A 14,473-nucleotide genomic window follows, 5' to 3' on the forward strand; every position below is an offset into this window, starting at 1 on the left:
CATAGCCTTGAGCATGGATAAAAAAGAAAGGACATTATTCAGAAAGTTATCAGAAATTACGTCCCTAATCGCAAGCAATGTTAATGAGAAAAACTTTGGCACAGTCTGTTCATTAATTGAGAAGCTGGAAACCGATCTATCCGAAACTTTCAAAGATTCAAAATGTGAGAGTATACCGATCTGGAGAAGCTTCTCGAATATGACTGAGGATGAAATTCGAAGAGAATTTAGTGATATACAAAAATACCCAGATATAAAATCCATAAAACTTGCAGTCAAGGGCTTTTTGGAAATGCGTAAAGTATCAAAAGTGAAAACGAGAGAAACTCTTATCGACCATATAATTGAAACTTACAGCAAAAGGCAACACCTCGGAGAACTTGGCAGGTAAAATCGTGAAACCGAGGAGAGAGTACGATGTTCACGATATAATTTCGGCCTATCCTTACTTCCTGGGGTTGAAATATGCTTCGATGCAGGTAACTCATGAAAAGATTTATCCCAATAGAAAAAGATCTGACTTTGTATTCTCTGACGACCAAGAGGTAATCATGGTTGAAGTTAAGAAAGGGTATATTGATTCTGCAATGCTGGATCAGGCATTTCAATATATGAATGAGGAAAAGAAACAGCGTAAGAATAAAAAACTTGAAGGAATTTTAATAGGTCTTCCGGCCAGAAATCCAGAATTGGATGCTTTGATCGCCTCAAGTGAATTTAATTTCTCAAAAAAATATTTAGGAATAGATGTTCCAACTAATGTTGAACAGATTAAGTTTTGTGCAGAAACAAATTGTCGCAAAGCTAATTGGTACTATAACAGCATATGCCAGTACTGTGGCTCTAGTAATTTTATTCGCGACCCGTTCGCCTTTTCTCGATAGGAGTAGACACTGTGAGATCTCATTTTGAGGTTCGACTCATCAAGCTAAAATTTTGATAAATTTGGTAATTATTAAAATGTAAAAAAGTCGCTCTCACACACAATTCCTATACTTTCTTTTAACGTTGAGTGGTTAATGAACCTTCTAAAAGAGGGCAATGGCAACAAGTTCTGCGCTGGTCTCTAAAAGTACATGTTTTCACGGCATAACAGTCAAGATAGCGGTTTAGGTAGTTTTTGGTGGGTTAGTACATAGTTAGCATTGGGTTAAGACATCTTCTGTTTTCTCGAGGATAGGTCAGACTTTAGCATAATATTAGCTAATGAGTGAACGTCTAGCTGGGTTTCGTCGAGCAAATCAAGTTTTTGCTCCATAAGAAAAGCCCGCATTTCATATTTTGCGATTTTCTTCATGTCTTTGGTTTTTGCCCATGAAGCGCACGCGCTAGCGATGGATTGTACATTATCTTTTTCATTCGCCAGCCGTTGTTCTCTTGACTTTGTTTTTTCCTCTTGGATTAGAATCCGTGCCTGAGTAAATGCCTTGTCGAGCTTCTCTTCGGTTTCTCTAGAGAATCTGCCCTGACCTTCTTTTGTTCTTCGAAATTGTTGGAAGACTTCCCAGAAGTTAGAAGCTGCATACTGTAGATCCATTCTTGGGAATTCTTTGTGAATAAAATTCAGAGCTTGTTTTGCTATGGCTTCAGGTTCTTCCTGCAAAACGATTTCTTGGGTTTCAGAACCTTGAGAAAATGCTTTTTGTTCGTGCTTTTTCTGGTCGATTTCGCGTTTCATCAACTCTTCTAGAACCAAAGATTTGGCAATCCGAATTTTTCGCTGCTCCTCATTAGGTAGCGTAAATTCTTCTAAGCCATTTGTAAGATAAAAAAGCTCGAAAAGTTTGTAGGGATTTGAACTAAGAAAACTCCTTTGGGTATTGTCCCTAACATCCAAACTCTCTAAAATCTTTTGGGCTATGCTTTCAGGTGTTCCATCTGAAATAAACGAAGGGACTTCAAACTTTTCAGCGTCCACTATCTCGTGCTGAATGTTTTTATTAATTATTTCAGGCTGTTCGATGATCTGGTCTGATTTATTTTCTTTTTCCTGACGGTTTTCCTCGGCGTTGGGTTGTTTTCGTCCATGGCTGAGGGGATTTGTTTCTGAGGAATTGCTCTTTTTTTCTCTTTCAATTTTTTCCAGTTCTCTATCGACCAATGCCTGTAGAAGTTCCAATTTGAGTGTACCAGCGGTGGACAACTGATTCAATTCGATTTTCCCATTATCGAATAGGTACAATTCACAAATTAATGCGGGGATTGGAACGCCTTTGTCAAGGTATTCTTTTTTTGCGTAATCTATTATGTCTTTCATGATTTCCTCCGTTGTTCGATTCCTTATCAACTCTGGATCTTCAGGCTCGTTTGGAATCTGGCATTCTTTTTCAATAAAGCTCAAATCGGGCTTTGGTGTGTTTTCCGCATTTAACGGCAAATCACCTGTTTCTGGTACGTCTTCTCCAAGAAATTTGAAAATCAGGCACATATCTTCCTTAAACATAACGCATTTTTGTTTTATGCATGATTCTTTTAGGAAAGGACAAACGCCGGACATTATTAGTTCTCCATTGGTTTGGTTCAAGTTAATCTCTCCTATGGTATAACAATTACTTATAATTACTTACAAATACAGATAATCCCTAAACATGACTTCGTTAATACGAGTTTAGCAGGATTTAGATGGCGAAACTCAAATTGACGGTAACGCTGGCGCCTGATTTGATTCGGTGGATTGACGTGGAAGTCAAACAGGGCCACTTTGCTGATAGAAGTCATGCGATTCAATTCTCCTTGATGAAAACTAAAGAATTAATTGATAAGGGGCAGATCAAGTTTTAAGTCTCCCAATTAACTGGAAAAATAATTCCAGGTTGTTTATTGTTGAATTGCTTATTTTGAGAGGATAGGTTTTGTAGTAGAATTCCGCCTCTAGGCAGAAAACTACTCCATTTAGGCCTCCTGTAAAGTTTGTAGGCGTACAATTTACAAAAGAAACAACATAATCAAAGGCCCCTGACTGCGCTTTTTCGCATATCAGTGGAATCATGGATTCATCTTCTTTATCTTCAACGAACAGATCGGCAGTTATCCACTGTTTGCGTTCTATAAACCGCTGGCAAGCATTTATCTGGTCCTGGATACTTATCGCTGGGTTTGCTTGCGGGTTTGGGTAAACATAGATTGCCGCTCGAGTTTTGTCGGCATCGACAGCCAATACGCCTTCGGTACTAACCGGAGGTCTTGTTAGATTAATCAGTTCATTCCAGAGACTTTCGTTTGAATTAATCAGTTCAGTGGCACAAAGAGCGTTCTCTTCGGCATTCTTCACTATGTTTGTAGCGGCAGCTAGAAATCGAGGAGTAAGCCTTTGGTTGCTCAGGTCAGCACTCAAAAAAGAGATAGACAGATCAAGTTTTTTAAACAGTGACAGACTCTGTTTTAAAAGTCTCGCGGAATCAATGCATTTATTAGCAATTTGTTTTTCGCAATCAAGAATAGAGAAAGCACTTAGAAATGACTGATTGTCAATTTGGTTTGAGAAGGGTAGTTGTACATCAAGTAAGTTAAATTGTCGGATTTTTTTGATATGTTCTTTCCAAGCATATGTGTTTAGATTGTTAGAAAGATCATGAAGGCTTTGAAGTATAGATGGTAATCTTTCAAGTTGCTTATTAACCGAAGTAGTTTCTTTCTCTTTGCTTTCTGAAGCCTTAGTCGCCTCTTGTTGACTTTCTGTACTTGCTTCGATTTTTCCTTCAATTATTGTCACCACAGTTGTCCTGAGGTCTGACGAGAGTTTTGTAACGGCTTCAGATTGTTTCAATGCCCATTTTCGAAAGTTCTGAGTTTGCTTATGATATTCAACCAGTTCAGCTAACTTATTTTCCACAGACTATTCCTCCAAGAAATCCTTGCTTCGGCTACCTATGCTCGTTTTTGAAACCGGCTGCATAAACCCACTTTGCAATGCTTGCAAATTCATCTCATTCGATTTCGCAGATTCTGAGGCCAAACTCGTCAAACTGACCGAGCAACGAATTATGCTTGATATAACTTGCAATGTTCTTGGTAAGAAGACGACCCATCTAAGATTATCGACTGCCATCAACTGATAATCGATACTTTCCAAGATGTTCAAGCATTTTCTCAGCGCCTTATATGCACTTATTAAGAATCCAAGCGTAACATCCTCTTGAATGAGAATCTGTAGTTTTTGCACCGAGAGGAGGTTTGAAGATAAATCATAAATTGGCGAAGGAAATGAATCTTTTATTTGTTCTTTTACCTCTGTTGACCATGTGTGTAATTCTGAGAAACATCCTATGATGCAGCCAAGTTGCTCCTTGAAGGAACTCAAGACTCTCAGTTCTTCCGCCACATCAAAAGGTGATCCGTCAACTTTTAGTAGGACTAAGTGTTCCTTAGGGTTTGTTTCCGAGAATTCATCTTTCTTAACAAAGCCGATACTTGTTTGAGCCAATCTCGCAGCCAATGAGTCAATTGTGCATGAATAGCTTTCAAGCTCCTGACATATTAAGAGCGCTAACTCAGTTGCCTTTCGGAGCTGTTCATTACGTCTAATGGACCATGTAAATCCCGTATTCTGTCTTTTGTCCCTTACCATCATGTTAAGTCAACTCCTGAGGGTATGCGAAAATTTCTGAACCGGCTTTTTTTTATCTTCACCATGGTAACATAATGTGTGAAGAAATACCAATTCTCCCCAAAACAAGAAAATGTTATTATTGAACTTCATTGCAAGCCAAGAAGTCTTCATAGAATCTAGCAAGTGTATTAGTTTTGTGAATTCTTTCGGGCTCAGTATTACAATTGGCTTGTATTTGTTTAAATCCGGGGTAGCGTCAATTTTGATTATTCTTTCACTCTGCATTAGGCCTTCTATTGGGCAGTAAGTATTTCTATCATCCAACATTATGTTTATACGCCTATATGACTATACGCCTATATGTTTAATGCTTATAAACTTTATGCACATACGCTTATGTGGTTATATGCAATGCCCAAGAAGGACAATACAATCAGAACAACGTTGGTAATCGACGAGAAACTATGGGGCCGCTTTCTAAAATATACTTTTGAAAAGTACGGAAGTGCAAAAAAAGCTTCTGCAGAGATTGAGTTAGCGATCGCTGAATATTTGGAACGACATGAAAAACGACCGTAGGGCGATATCTAATTGATATCAATTCTTTTTCTTTCACCCCAAACAAAAAAATTTGCTATCTATTTGATAGCATCTAAGAGTTTAGGAATTTCATTAAATATCTTTTTGAGATCGTCAATGTCGATTAAATCGCTATTCAGGATAACACTAGAAATAAGGTCCTGACAGCCAGTACAGATACTTATTTTCCAGGCACCGCTAATCTCTTTCAACTCTGTATATTTCCCAAAATATTTCTTCAGCTCTTTTTTCGACCTGTGACAGATCCAACAGCGCAGTTCCTCTTCTTTATCGCTCAATTTTTCACCCCGCTGTCAAAATTATATCATTCTTGTTCGCTGCGGCGCTTGCAAATCCTTAGTTCAAATTCATTAGTCTTTTAACCACATTCATTTACCTTTGATTGGCTTGCGCACAATAAGATCAATAAGCAGAAGGCAGAACTTGTCATTTCCAATTCATGAAAAGGCTCACAGGAATCCTCACAAGTATGGAAAAAGAGAATGTCCCATAGACCCCAGCTCCACCGAAATTACTATTTTGGAAATACTTGCTTTGAAGAGAAGCAGCTGGGCGAAAGAGCTCATTGACAGATTCAATGTTGGAGCAAGTAGAACAGTTTATCCTGCATTAGGTTGCTTAATCGCGAGAGGAATGATTGAACCTGCCGGTAAAGATGTTTGTGAGAGTGAACCTTCAGCAGCGAAGCGTCTACAATTGAGTGAGTACGGCTTGATAGCTGCACTTTACTATCAAAAAAATAGCGAATTTGATAAAAATGAGGCTATAGGCCCAAAGCCGATTCCTAGAACATCTAAAAAGCCCCAAATGAATAACCTCACCAAATGGAAAATGCCTTTACCAACTCCCTTCGCGAAAGAATTAAAGGATAAGACGAAATCTATGAAGCTCAAGTCTCCCACGCTTTGGAGAAAAATTGACGAAGTTGTTGAAACTCATAAAGACAAATTGCCGCTTATTTTAGGTAAATGGAGTTATTTTAAAGAAAATAAATGTGGGGATATAGTCTTGTCAAGTTTAAAATCATTTTTTGAAAAGGATCAAACAATGCCTTATGTTTTTTACAACCAGGGTAATGCCCACCAAAAGATTGTTATTAGCACAGGCTTAGCTCCGCCAATTAAATTTGAAGAACATGTTAAGAGCTTGATTCAACGGCTATATTGTTATGTTCTTTTTCCAGAACCAACTCATTCCCTAGACTATATTTTTGTCTCAGGAATGGAACCTTCTGGATGGGAAGCAACTTTACTTAAAGACAAAGATATCAGAAATTTTATTTACAATCAAATTAAAACAAGAGAGAAGTATCATAAAAAAGAACTCAGGCAGCTTAACTTTTGGATGAAATTCGATAGGATGATAGAAAGCAGCTAAATCCAACACCTGCTTACGTTTTCTTGTTTTGTGACAATCTTTATGGTATTGTTTTCTCGTATATTATGATTAAATGTGTACTTTTTTGAAAAAACTGGTAATATTCTAGCTTATATCAGTTTTCAAGCAATGTCTTGAAACAATGAAAAGGGGTAAACAGTTAATGGACCTCTGCAAGACTCAAAACACTGTAAACATTTCGTTGCTGAAGCGATTTGCTATAGATAAGCTGCCACAATGTCACCCGTTAAAAGTGTGTTTGCTATCAGAAATATCCGACGAAATTCCGACTGACGTTTTCCTGGTAAAAATGCAAATATGGCTGCAATTGGCAAATTGGAAAACATAAAGACATATAAGCATATAGACATATAAAACTGTGGAGAAGTTCAATAATGACGGTCTGGAAAGAAATATTGATTCGAGTAGCTGAACCAGAACTATCTCATTGGGACGAGTGCTGTGCGAAGCACAACCAGACCAGATCAGACTTTCTTAGAAATGCCGTTAGGATCTTCATCGCTAACCCGGACCTTGCAAATGGAATCGTAAAGCAGCCAGTTAATCAAGTAGATATTGCGCCAATAATGAAAGCGATTGAGGAATTAAACAAGAAACTAGAGATTAATGAACAAAATGGTCCGACCTTCGGAAACACTGTTTTCAAAAACTCTTTGGCAAAGCGCAAGGTCTTGGAAGCTGTATTGTTGCAAAAACAAAAAGCTTTGGAATCGCAGGAGACAGTTACAACTTTAGATCAATTGAAAGAAATGCTAAAAGACTCCGACCCCTCGCTTGCACCTTTTATTAATCCTCCTGCTGGAGGCGGTCTATCAATCCTGGACGAAGTCCTTCAAGAATTAAACGGTAAACAAGAACTAACGTGGGATTTTTGTCAAATAATAGAGTTCAAGGAGGGCTATAAATGAACCAAAACTGGAATCTGAGCGCAAAAAGTGACCCGCCGATCTTAGTGAAATATCATGATGAATTAAGGCTTGGTTACCAAACCTGGCAAAATAGAAGAGGCTGCTTGAAAAAACTCGACGCGTTTTTGAAAAAGAGTGGAAAAAGCATTGAGGAGTTCAATTCAACAGATCTTGACGGCTTTTATGCTGAACTTGCTCGCCGCAAAGAAAAAGGAGAAATTAAGGAATGCACTCTCCAGAAATACATCAGAATAGTAAAGATGTTTGCAAAATGGCTTTCAAGACAAGGCTTATTTGTTTCGGACACAGAAACCTGGCTTTCAACTAAAAATGGTAGACTCATTGACTTTAACAATCTTCCACCAATTTTGGTACAATACTATCAGTACGTTTCAGTAAACGGCAGAACAGCCAAAGCGAGACTTTACGCTCTGAGGAGATTTCACGAGTTTCTGGTTAAAAAGCATTCAAAAGGAATTGATAAACTTAAGGCCTCTGACTTGCTTGAATATCTTTCAGAACTACGACAAGCCAAGGAAAAGAAATTAATTTCACAAAACTCAATTCGAGCGTATGCTGTCATAATTAAGATGTTTGCAAAATGGCTCAAAAGAGAGGCGTTGATAACCGTTGAGGAATACAGTAAAATTGAGGAGGATGTTGCTGACGTTCCCCATGAAATCGGCGAAGACCATAGAATATGTGTTAGTGATGAAGAACAAAAGATACTGGAACAAAAACTCACATTACCTTTACAAAAACAGCTTGTTTGGACAGGAAACAATTTCGGCTTTAGACGTCAAGAGTATTGCAATCTCAGAATATGCCATTTAGAAATGGATCGTGAAAAACCAAGAATAAAGATTGAGTTAAGCAAAGGTCACAGCCAGAAAACGCGCTATATTAGGATGTTTCCGACTCAATTAGAGATGTGGAAAAGATGGCTTAACTTCATAAAATTCCTAAATTTGAAACATGACTATGTTTTCTTTCATCCTAAAACCTTAGAGAGGCTCGATAAGGACGGTGTTAGCTATATCTTTCAACAGATTTCTGACATTTCTGGCTTAAAACTATACAGTCACCGTTTAAGATACACTTATGCAGTCAATTTGTTCCGACATGGAGTTGAAGTTCTAATCATAAGCCGATGCCTGGGGCATAGTCGAATAGACACTACCATCAAATATCTGAAATGCCCTGAGGAAGAATTCGACAACAAATTTGATGATCAAACAAAAGGGTTTTTTCATTGACGATGGTATAATCTATGGTCAAATACGGTTATTTGCTTGAAGATACTGATGTAAAGCGTTGGTTTTCTAACCTAGCTGCTGGTTCGCAAATAACAGCCGATGTCTACTTACGAGGGCTCGGGAGATATTGTGAACTAAATAATTCATCTCCTACAAGGATTTTGCAGCAGGCAAATACAAATGAGTTCAGAGATGGCTTCTTAGATTTTGTAAGACAATTAGAAAACCAGCATAAGGCTGGTTCGTACATTATAAGATACAAAAAAGTTGTGTCTTCTTGGTTGGCATATAATGGGATCCAAACAAAGTTGAAAGTGAATATTAAAGGTGCAACTGAAACACCTACACTAATGAATGAAAGAGTGCCGATGAAAGAAGAGCTGGCAAAAATTTTCCGCAATTCCAGCCAAAGATGTCGGGTATCAAGCGTTATGATGGCATACTGCGGTCTTCGACCGGAAAGTCTGGGAGATTATTGTGGCAAAGATGGAATAAGACTTGGAGACTTCAGGGAAGCAAAAATCACTCCAAGTGAAATAATATTCGACAAAATTCCAACATTACTCGCTGTCAGAGGCACACTTAGCAAGGGAAAACATCAATATTTCACCTTTGTGCCTCAGGAAGCAGTTACCTTCATTAAAGAATACTTAGACGCAAGGGCAAAAGCTGGAGAAAAGCTTGCGCCTGACTCACCTTTACTACAAATTGACGCACGAGGAAATTCAAGAAATCTATTTCTAAGAACGGCTTTGGTAACACGAGAGATTAGAAAAGCCATAAGGCATTCGGGGTTTTGCTGGAGACCCTATGTTCTAAGAGCATATTGTGATACAGCATTTGATATAGCCGAAAGTAAAGGACTAATCTCGCATCCTTGGAGAATGTTTTTCATGGGACACAAGGGGGATATTGAGTCGCGATATTCCTGCAACAAAGCGAAACTCCCACCAGATATGGTTGAAGAAATGAGAATGTCCTACAAAAGAACGTCTGCTCTAATACAAACTAGTATTATAGAGCCGTCAACCGAAGAACAAGTCAAAAGGGCATTAAAAGAACAACTACTATTTGTGGCAGGATTTAAGAAAGCGGAAATGGAAAAGATGAACTTAGAGCAAATGAACGCCGAAGAAGTTCAGAATATTGTAAGGCAGAAATTGTTGGGAATTATGTCAAACAATGGGTCAAAACAGAAAGTGATCTCCTTTACCGACTTAAAATCATATATTAGCCAAGGGTTCGAGTATGTTGCTTCATTGCCAAATGGAGAAGCCATAATTAAAATGCCTTTCTAAACGATTGTTTTTGAATGATCTTTAAGAGGAATAGTTAGTCTTTACCAATTAGATTATGATGCGAGAAAAGTCTGTTAGATTGAGTGGTTGGTTTAAGCATGCCAGCGGACATGGATTCGCTTAATAAAAGTGGCGGGCCCGCTGGGATTTGAACCCAGGATTCCCGGCTCCGGAGGCCGATGCCTTAATCCGTGCTAGACTACGAGCCCTTTTCCATACTTCCTAGCTGGACTACCTTCATTTTTGGATACTGTCTAATATGGGTTTTCTGGACTATTTTGATGGATTCCGTTCACTGACCAGTAAACCTTTTTTTCTTTGCGTAAGTAATGCCTGCCTGTCGTGCGATTATAGTTATATTCTTGATAGTCTTCGGCACCCTAGCGAGGTCTCTCTCTTCGAGTTGTGCTAAGAAGGGGTAGACGAGGCTGGGGCTGATTTCTTTTTTGACGCGTCGTTTGAATTGCTGATTATGCTTTAGTCATGGACAGGGTCTTCGTGGAGTATGGTAAGGATTTAGAAGCGGCTGAAGTCGCTAATTAATTCGTCCATTTCTTGGGTTTTTGCCATTTTGCTCGTATGTTGCTTTGTGGATTTATGGTATTGAATGTTTATCAGATATACTATCAACAGCCGGGTGATATGCCGACTGGCTGTTCTTAGTAGCAATATTTCTTGGGATTAATCTGTATTCTAAACTCGCATTCCATGTCTTTTCAAACTGATCTGCTAACATCGAAATCAAACTAGGATGGTTCGTGCAAATTAACGGAGATTCAAACAATGGCTTTCCGGGGAAGAAATTTATTAAAGCCTCGTTTTCGTCAAAAACTGTACCGTTGGATTTTAGTGGTGCCTCAAAGCTAACAAGCTTAAAGTTTGGTTTCTCCAATAAGGACCGCACTTGTTTTGGAAGCTTAGATATACTTTCCAAGTGTTCTATAATTACTCGATATTCTACTCCCCTCGACAAAGCGGCTTCATAGTCTTTAATGCAACACTCGACTATTTGCAGCCAACTGGGCAAAGTGGAAAGAATCCTCACGCTATACTGGGCATTATGATTCTGCCGAGATTTCTCTTTGAGTATCCGCTCTTTCCCTTCAATTATTCTAATCTTGTATTCATCAAGACCCTGAATGTTGTCCGAGAAACTTGAACCCTTTTGAAGAAAAGTCTTAACACTCTTTTTAAGTTCAGTACACTGATTCACTTTAGACGTTAACAATGATTGAAGTCCGATAACCAGAGGAATTGCGATAAACAGGTTAGGAAAACGCACTTCTTTCTCAACCAAACCTTTCTGCTGCAACTCGCTCAACGTACGGTATACTTCCGATCTTGGAAGACCAATGCTTTGAGAAAGCGCACCTGCTTTTGATTCCCCGATTTCCAGCAATGCCAAGTAAAGCTTTGCTTGAGTTACAGTTAATCCAAGGTCTGTTAGAACCTGGGTGCCTGTTTCCTTAAAGGACGAGTGATTCGACCATACGCGCATGCGCTCTGCCCTTAATTTGGTAAGTAGACCTTTTCATATTTAATATCTTCGCATGTTACCGTAGTCTGTCCTAGCACATTATTAAAAATGTTTTTAAAAAATAACATGTTTGAAGCAAAATTGCTTCAACAACAAACTATGGAGAAAATTAAATGCAAGTTGTAAAAAACAAGAATATTGCGTTTTTAATTACTTTGTTTCTGATGCTGACTATCACAGGGACATCCATATTCGTAGCATTACCAACGACTGAAGCGCACGACCCACCAGTGTATATGCCAACCAACGCCTATGTTAGTTGTACACCCCCCGTTATTGGTCTTGGTCAGAATACCGTTATAGTAGTTTGGCTTGACAGAACCTCACCTACATCAACCGGTACGAGCGGTCAACATTTTGCTGGATTCTTGCTGACAATCACAGACCCAGACGGAATCAACTCAACCATTGGACCTTGGAGTACGAGCGGGGCCATGGCAAGCGACTTCAAGACTTTTACTCCCACTAAGCTAGGCAATTACTCAATCGTGTTCAGCTGGCCTGGAGCAGTTATAGAAGCCAGTGATCAGCCCTACGTCAATACCCAACAAGACGTCGGTGATATTTGGATGGCCTCCACAAGCAAACCATGCACACTCACCGTTAACGAGGACCAAGTGCCACAATATCCAGAACCACCGCTTCCAACCGACTACTGGACTAGACCAATTACCAACATAAACCGGAACTGGAACGTTCTTGCAAGTAACTGGCTTCAAGGCACATGGCTACAAAGTAACATCCAGACAGTTGGTACAGGACCCATGAGCGCTCACGTACTATGGGCACGACCTATACTGCCCGCGTTCCCCGGAGGCATCGCTGACGCAAACTATGGGAACTTGAACGCAAACATCGAAGACTATCTAAGCCCATGGGGCGGCTGCATAATCATGAACGGCATAATCTACTACAATACTCCGCAAAACGCAGAGACTCCCCGTTATGGATATTACGCAGTAGACCTCCACACCGGAGAACAGATATGGTACAATAACGGAACAAACCCCATAACAATGGCTACATGGACTGGTGCAGGCGGCGTTACTTCTCCAACTGTACAGTCATATCCAAAACTTACTTGCGGTCAAATGTTGAAGATTGACAACGTAAACGGAAGAGGAGTAGCGTCATATCTTTGGGAAATGGGGCCCGCCACAAGCAAAGATCGCCCAGGATACACTTCATGGTATATGCTGGACCCAAGCACTGGAAACCTCATCTTGACATTGCATAATGTTCCATCCGGTACATCTGCAACCGACGCTCAGGGAGATTTGCTGATATACACCTACAACTCTGCCACAGGAAATATTCTCTGTTGGAACTCAACACAAGCCATTCCCCCAGGAGGTCCATTAGGAACTGGGCAGCAGACTTGGAGACCTGAAATAGGGCAAGAAATCGATACCATGAACAACACCTTGTTTACCCCCGGATCGTGGTCAAATTCCCTTGATGCTGCCACATTAGCAGCGATAAGTGCAGGACCCTTGACGCCGTACTCAATGAACGTTACAGTAGCTAAAAATCTTCGTGGAAGCATGACTATTCTTAAGGATGAAACACGTGAACCAGTTGGAATCTTTGGCAGCCAAGTCAACTCAACATACGTCGGTGGAACTGCAGCTCCTACCGCAGACATGTTCACAGTCTGGAAAGTAACTATAAATGACCACGCAGCGCCCTACAGTCCATACCCTAACCTAGCAGGTACACTAAATAACAACCTTGGGTTCACTGCAACATTAGACTACAATAAAGACATAGCCGTTCCCCTGCCCGGTCATAACTATACGTGGAGTGTTAGCCTTAGCGGGCAAGCTGATCAAGCTGGAGTATTCTTCTTAAGATGCACGCAGACAGGTCAGATTTGGGCATACAGTCTGGATACTGCAAGCCCATTGTGGGGACCAATCGAGGGAATCCAAGGCGGCGACGCAAACGACCAAATGGCGTACTACGGCATAAGTGCCACAGTCTATGAAGACAAAGTTCTTGTCAACACGGGTTATATGGGTGCAATCACTGCGTATGATGTGCAAACAGGCAATTTCCTCTGGCGGTATGTTGCTTCAGCAGCACCTTACAGCTATGAAAGTCAATACAGCGCAAACATGCCACTAAGCCTCGGTAGTATCTGCAACGGAATGATATACACCTGGTCAAACGAGCACTCGCCCACTAACCCACTGTGGCGCCAATCATACACACGATGTGTTAATGCAACCGACGGAACACTGGTGTGGAAGCTATCGACGTATATGATGTTCATCGGCACGCCCTCAGCTATAGCAGACGGCTACCTCGTAACAGCCAGCGACTACGATAACTTGATCTACTGCATCGGCAAAGGACCAAGCGGAACCACAGTTAGTGCGCCACAGGGTGGCATAACCGAAGGAAACAGCTTCACTATCACAGGAACAGTGACCGACCAGTCACCCGGAGCGTTAGCCTTTGCATCTAAATATGGTCTCATGAACGGAGTCGCAGCCGTATCCGACGCCAGCCAAGAAGACTACATGATGTACTTGTACGAACAGCAGGTAAAACCAGCGAACGCAACAGGTGTTCAAGTCACATTAAACGCCCTTGACCCTAACGGCAACTTCATCGACCTCGGCACAGCAACAACCGATGTAAACGGATTCTACTACCTCCAAGTTGATCCAAACATGCTTGGAGCTGGCGCAGGTACATACAAAATCATCGCTAACTTTGCAGGCTCCGAATCTTATGGCTCATCAACTGCAGAATCTGCCTTCACTATTAACTCTGTCGCACCAACGCCAACAGCAGCGCCCGTACAAGCTCAGCCAAACACAGAGCTATACATTATCGGCGGAGTAATAGCCATCATTATTGCAATCGCTATAGGCTTCACCATAACAATCCTTGTGCTTAGAAAGCGACCCTGAGGAACA

The 14,473-nt window shown here is 40.5% G+C and carries 14 protein-coding genes and 1 tRNA gene; 8 read left to right on the plus strand and 7 right to left on the minus strand.

The genetic code is table 11. The features are described from left to right. Positions 1 to 13 precede the first annotated feature (13 nt). Together NWE92_01695 and NWE92_01700 are read left to right on the plus strand one after the other, a co-directional pair. Positions 14 to 391: a hypothetical protein gene (locus tag NWE92_01695; GenBank protein MCW4028345.1), complete on the plus strand. Its 378-nt coding sequence runs from the start codon at positions 14 to 16 to the stop codon at positions 389 to 391. Next, positions 381 to 884, plus strand: coding sequence for a hypothetical protein (locus tag NWE92_01700; GenBank protein ID MCW4028346.1), 504 nt, complete (start codon positions 381 to 383; stop codon positions 882 to 884). The genes NWE92_01695 and NWE92_01700 overlap by 11 nt, the downstream gene beginning before the upstream one ends. 266 nt (positions 885 to 1,150) lie before the next feature. Here NWE92_01700 and NWE92_01705 read toward each other — a convergent pair whose 3' ends face one another. Next, positions 1,151 to 2,524 carry a hypothetical protein gene (locus tag NWE92_01705; GenBank protein ID MCW4028347.1) on the minus strand — a complete coding sequence of 458 codons (1,374 nt, stop codon included), beginning with the start codon at positions 2,522 to 2,524 and terminating at the stop codon, positions 1,151 to 1,153. 98 nt (positions 2,525 to 2,622) lie between these two features. On the opposite strand from NWE92_01705, the gene NWE92_01710 reads away from it, so the two are divergent. Beyond that, positions 2,623 to 2,781, plus strand: a complete 159-nt coding sequence (locus NWE92_01710; GenBank protein MCW4028348.1) for a hypothetical protein — start codon at positions 2,623 to 2,625, stop codon at positions 2,779 to 2,781. On the opposite strand, the gene NWE92_01715 is transcribed toward NWE92_01710, so the two are convergent. The 4 genes from NWE92_01715 to NWE92_01730 form a co-directional block, all read right to left on the minus strand. Continuing rightward, positions 2,771 to 3,832, minus strand: coding sequence for a hypothetical protein (locus NWE92_01715; protein MCW4028349.1), 1,062 nt, complete (start codon positions 3,830 to 3,832; stop codon positions 2,771 to 2,773). The two genes, NWE92_01710 and NWE92_01715, sit on opposite strands and share 11 nt — an antisense overlap. 3 nt (positions 3,833 to 3,835) lie before the next feature. After that, positions 3,836 to 4,423 (minus strand): hypothetical protein, encoded by a 588-nt coding sequence (locus NWE92_01720; protein ID MCW4028350.1) that lies wholly within the window; start codon positions 4,421 to 4,423, stop codon positions 3,836 to 3,838. A 153-nt stretch (positions 4,424 to 4,576) separates the two neighbouring features. Next, positions 4,577 to 4,876 carry a hypothetical protein gene (locus NWE92_01725; protein ID MCW4028351.1) on the minus strand — a complete coding sequence of 100 codons (300 nt, stop codon included), beginning with the start codon at positions 4,874 to 4,876 and terminating at the stop codon, positions 4,577 to 4,579. 311 nt (positions 4,877 to 5,187) lie between these two features. Beyond that, the gene (locus tag NWE92_01730) at positions 5,188 to 5,427 is read right to left on the minus strand and encodes a hypothetical protein (GenBank protein ID MCW4028352.1); all 240 of its coding nucleotides are present in this window, start codon (positions 5,425 to 5,427) and stop codon (positions 5,188 to 5,190) included. Between the two features lie 145 nt (positions 5,428 to 5,572). Between NWE92_01730 and NWE92_01735 the strand changes: the two genes are divergently transcribed. The 4 genes from NWE92_01735 to NWE92_01750 all read left to right on the plus strand — a co-directional run bounded on the left by NWE92_01735 (position 5,573) and on the right by NWE92_01750 (position 10,009). Next, the gene (locus NWE92_01735; GenBank protein ID MCW4028353.1) at positions 5,573 to 6,526 is read left to right on the plus strand and encodes a hypothetical protein; all 954 of its coding nucleotides are present in this window, start codon (positions 5,573 to 5,575) and stop codon (positions 6,524 to 6,526) included. A 395-nt stretch (positions 6,527 to 6,921) separates the two neighbouring features. Beyond that, positions 6,922 to 7,455, plus strand: coding sequence for a hypothetical protein (locus tag NWE92_01740; GenBank protein MCW4028354.1), 534 nt, complete (start codon positions 6,922 to 6,924; stop codon positions 7,453 to 7,455). Beyond that, complete coding sequence (locus tag NWE92_01745) at positions 7,452 to 8,711, plus strand: site-specific integrase (protein MCW4028355.1); 1,260 nt, start codon at positions 7,452 to 7,454, stop codon at positions 8,709 to 8,711. The genes NWE92_01740 and NWE92_01745 overlap by 4 nt, the downstream gene beginning before the upstream one ends. Before the next feature lie 14 nt (positions 8,712 to 8,725). Beyond that, positions 8,726 to 10,009, plus strand: a complete 1,284-nt coding sequence (locus NWE92_01750) for a site-specific integrase (protein ID MCW4028356.1) — start codon at positions 8,726 to 8,728, stop codon at positions 10,007 to 10,009. Between the two features lie 130 nt (positions 10,010 to 10,139). Here NWE92_01750 and NWE92_01755 read toward each other — a convergent pair. Then, positions 10,140 to 10,218, minus strand: a tRNA-Arg gene (locus tag NWE92_01755). A 386-nt stretch (positions 10,219 to 10,604) separates the two neighbouring features. Then, the gene (locus tag NWE92_01760) at positions 10,605 to 11,507 is read right to left on the minus strand and encodes a helix-turn-helix domain-containing protein (protein ID MCW4028357.1); all 903 of its coding nucleotides are present in this window, start codon (positions 11,505 to 11,507) and stop codon (positions 10,605 to 10,607) included. A 152-nt stretch (positions 11,508 to 11,659) separates the two neighbouring features. On the opposite strand from NWE92_01760, the gene NWE92_01765 reads away from it, so the two are divergent. Further along, the gene (locus NWE92_01765) at positions 11,660 to 14,467 is read left to right on the plus strand and encodes a hypothetical protein (protein ID MCW4028358.1); all 2,808 of its coding nucleotides are present in this window, start codon (positions 11,660 to 11,662) and stop codon (positions 14,465 to 14,467) included. The last annotated feature ends 6 nt before the right edge of the window (positions 14,468 to 14,473 follow it).

This window comes from Candidatus Bathyarchaeota archaeon (genome assembly GCA_026014745.1).
Lineage (GTDB): Archaea > Thermoproteota > Bathyarchaeia > Bathyarchaeales > Bathycorpusculaceae > Bathycorpusculum.

What these genes read in the sequence shown, in the direction of transcription:
- NWE92_01745 (MCW4028355.1), top strand. Translation starts at nt 7,452, where the DNA reads ATGAACCAAAACTGGAATCTGAGCGCAAAAAGTGACCCGCCGATCTTA.
- NWE92_01750 (MCW4028356.1), top strand. Translation starts at nt 8,726, where the DNA reads ATGGTCAAATACGGTTATTTGCTTGAAGATACTGATGTAAAGCGTTGG.
- NWE92_01760 (MCW4028357.1), bottom strand. Translation starts at nt 11,507, where the DNA reads ATGCGCGTATGGTCGAATCACTCGTCCTTTAAGGAAACAGGCACCCAG.
- NWE92_01710 (MCW4028348.1), top strand. Translation starts at nt 2,623, where the DNA reads ATGGCGAAACTCAAATTGACGGTAACGCTGGCGCCTGATTTGATTCGG.
- NWE92_01695 (MCW4028345.1), top strand. Translation starts at nt 14, where the DNA reads ATGGATAAAAAAGAAAGGACATTATTCAGAAAGTTATCAGAAATTACG.
- NWE92_01765 (MCW4028358.1), top strand. Translation starts at nt 11,660, where the DNA reads ATGCAAGTTGTAAAAAACAAGAATATTGCGTTTTTAATTACTTTGTTT.
- NWE92_01740 (MCW4028354.1), top strand. Translation starts at nt 6,922, where the DNA reads ATGACGGTCTGGAAAGAAATATTGATTCGAGTAGCTGAACCAGAACTA.
- NWE92_01725 (MCW4028351.1), bottom strand. Translation starts at nt 4,876, where the DNA reads ATGTTGGATGATAGAAATACTTACTGCCCAATAGAAGGCCTAATGCAG.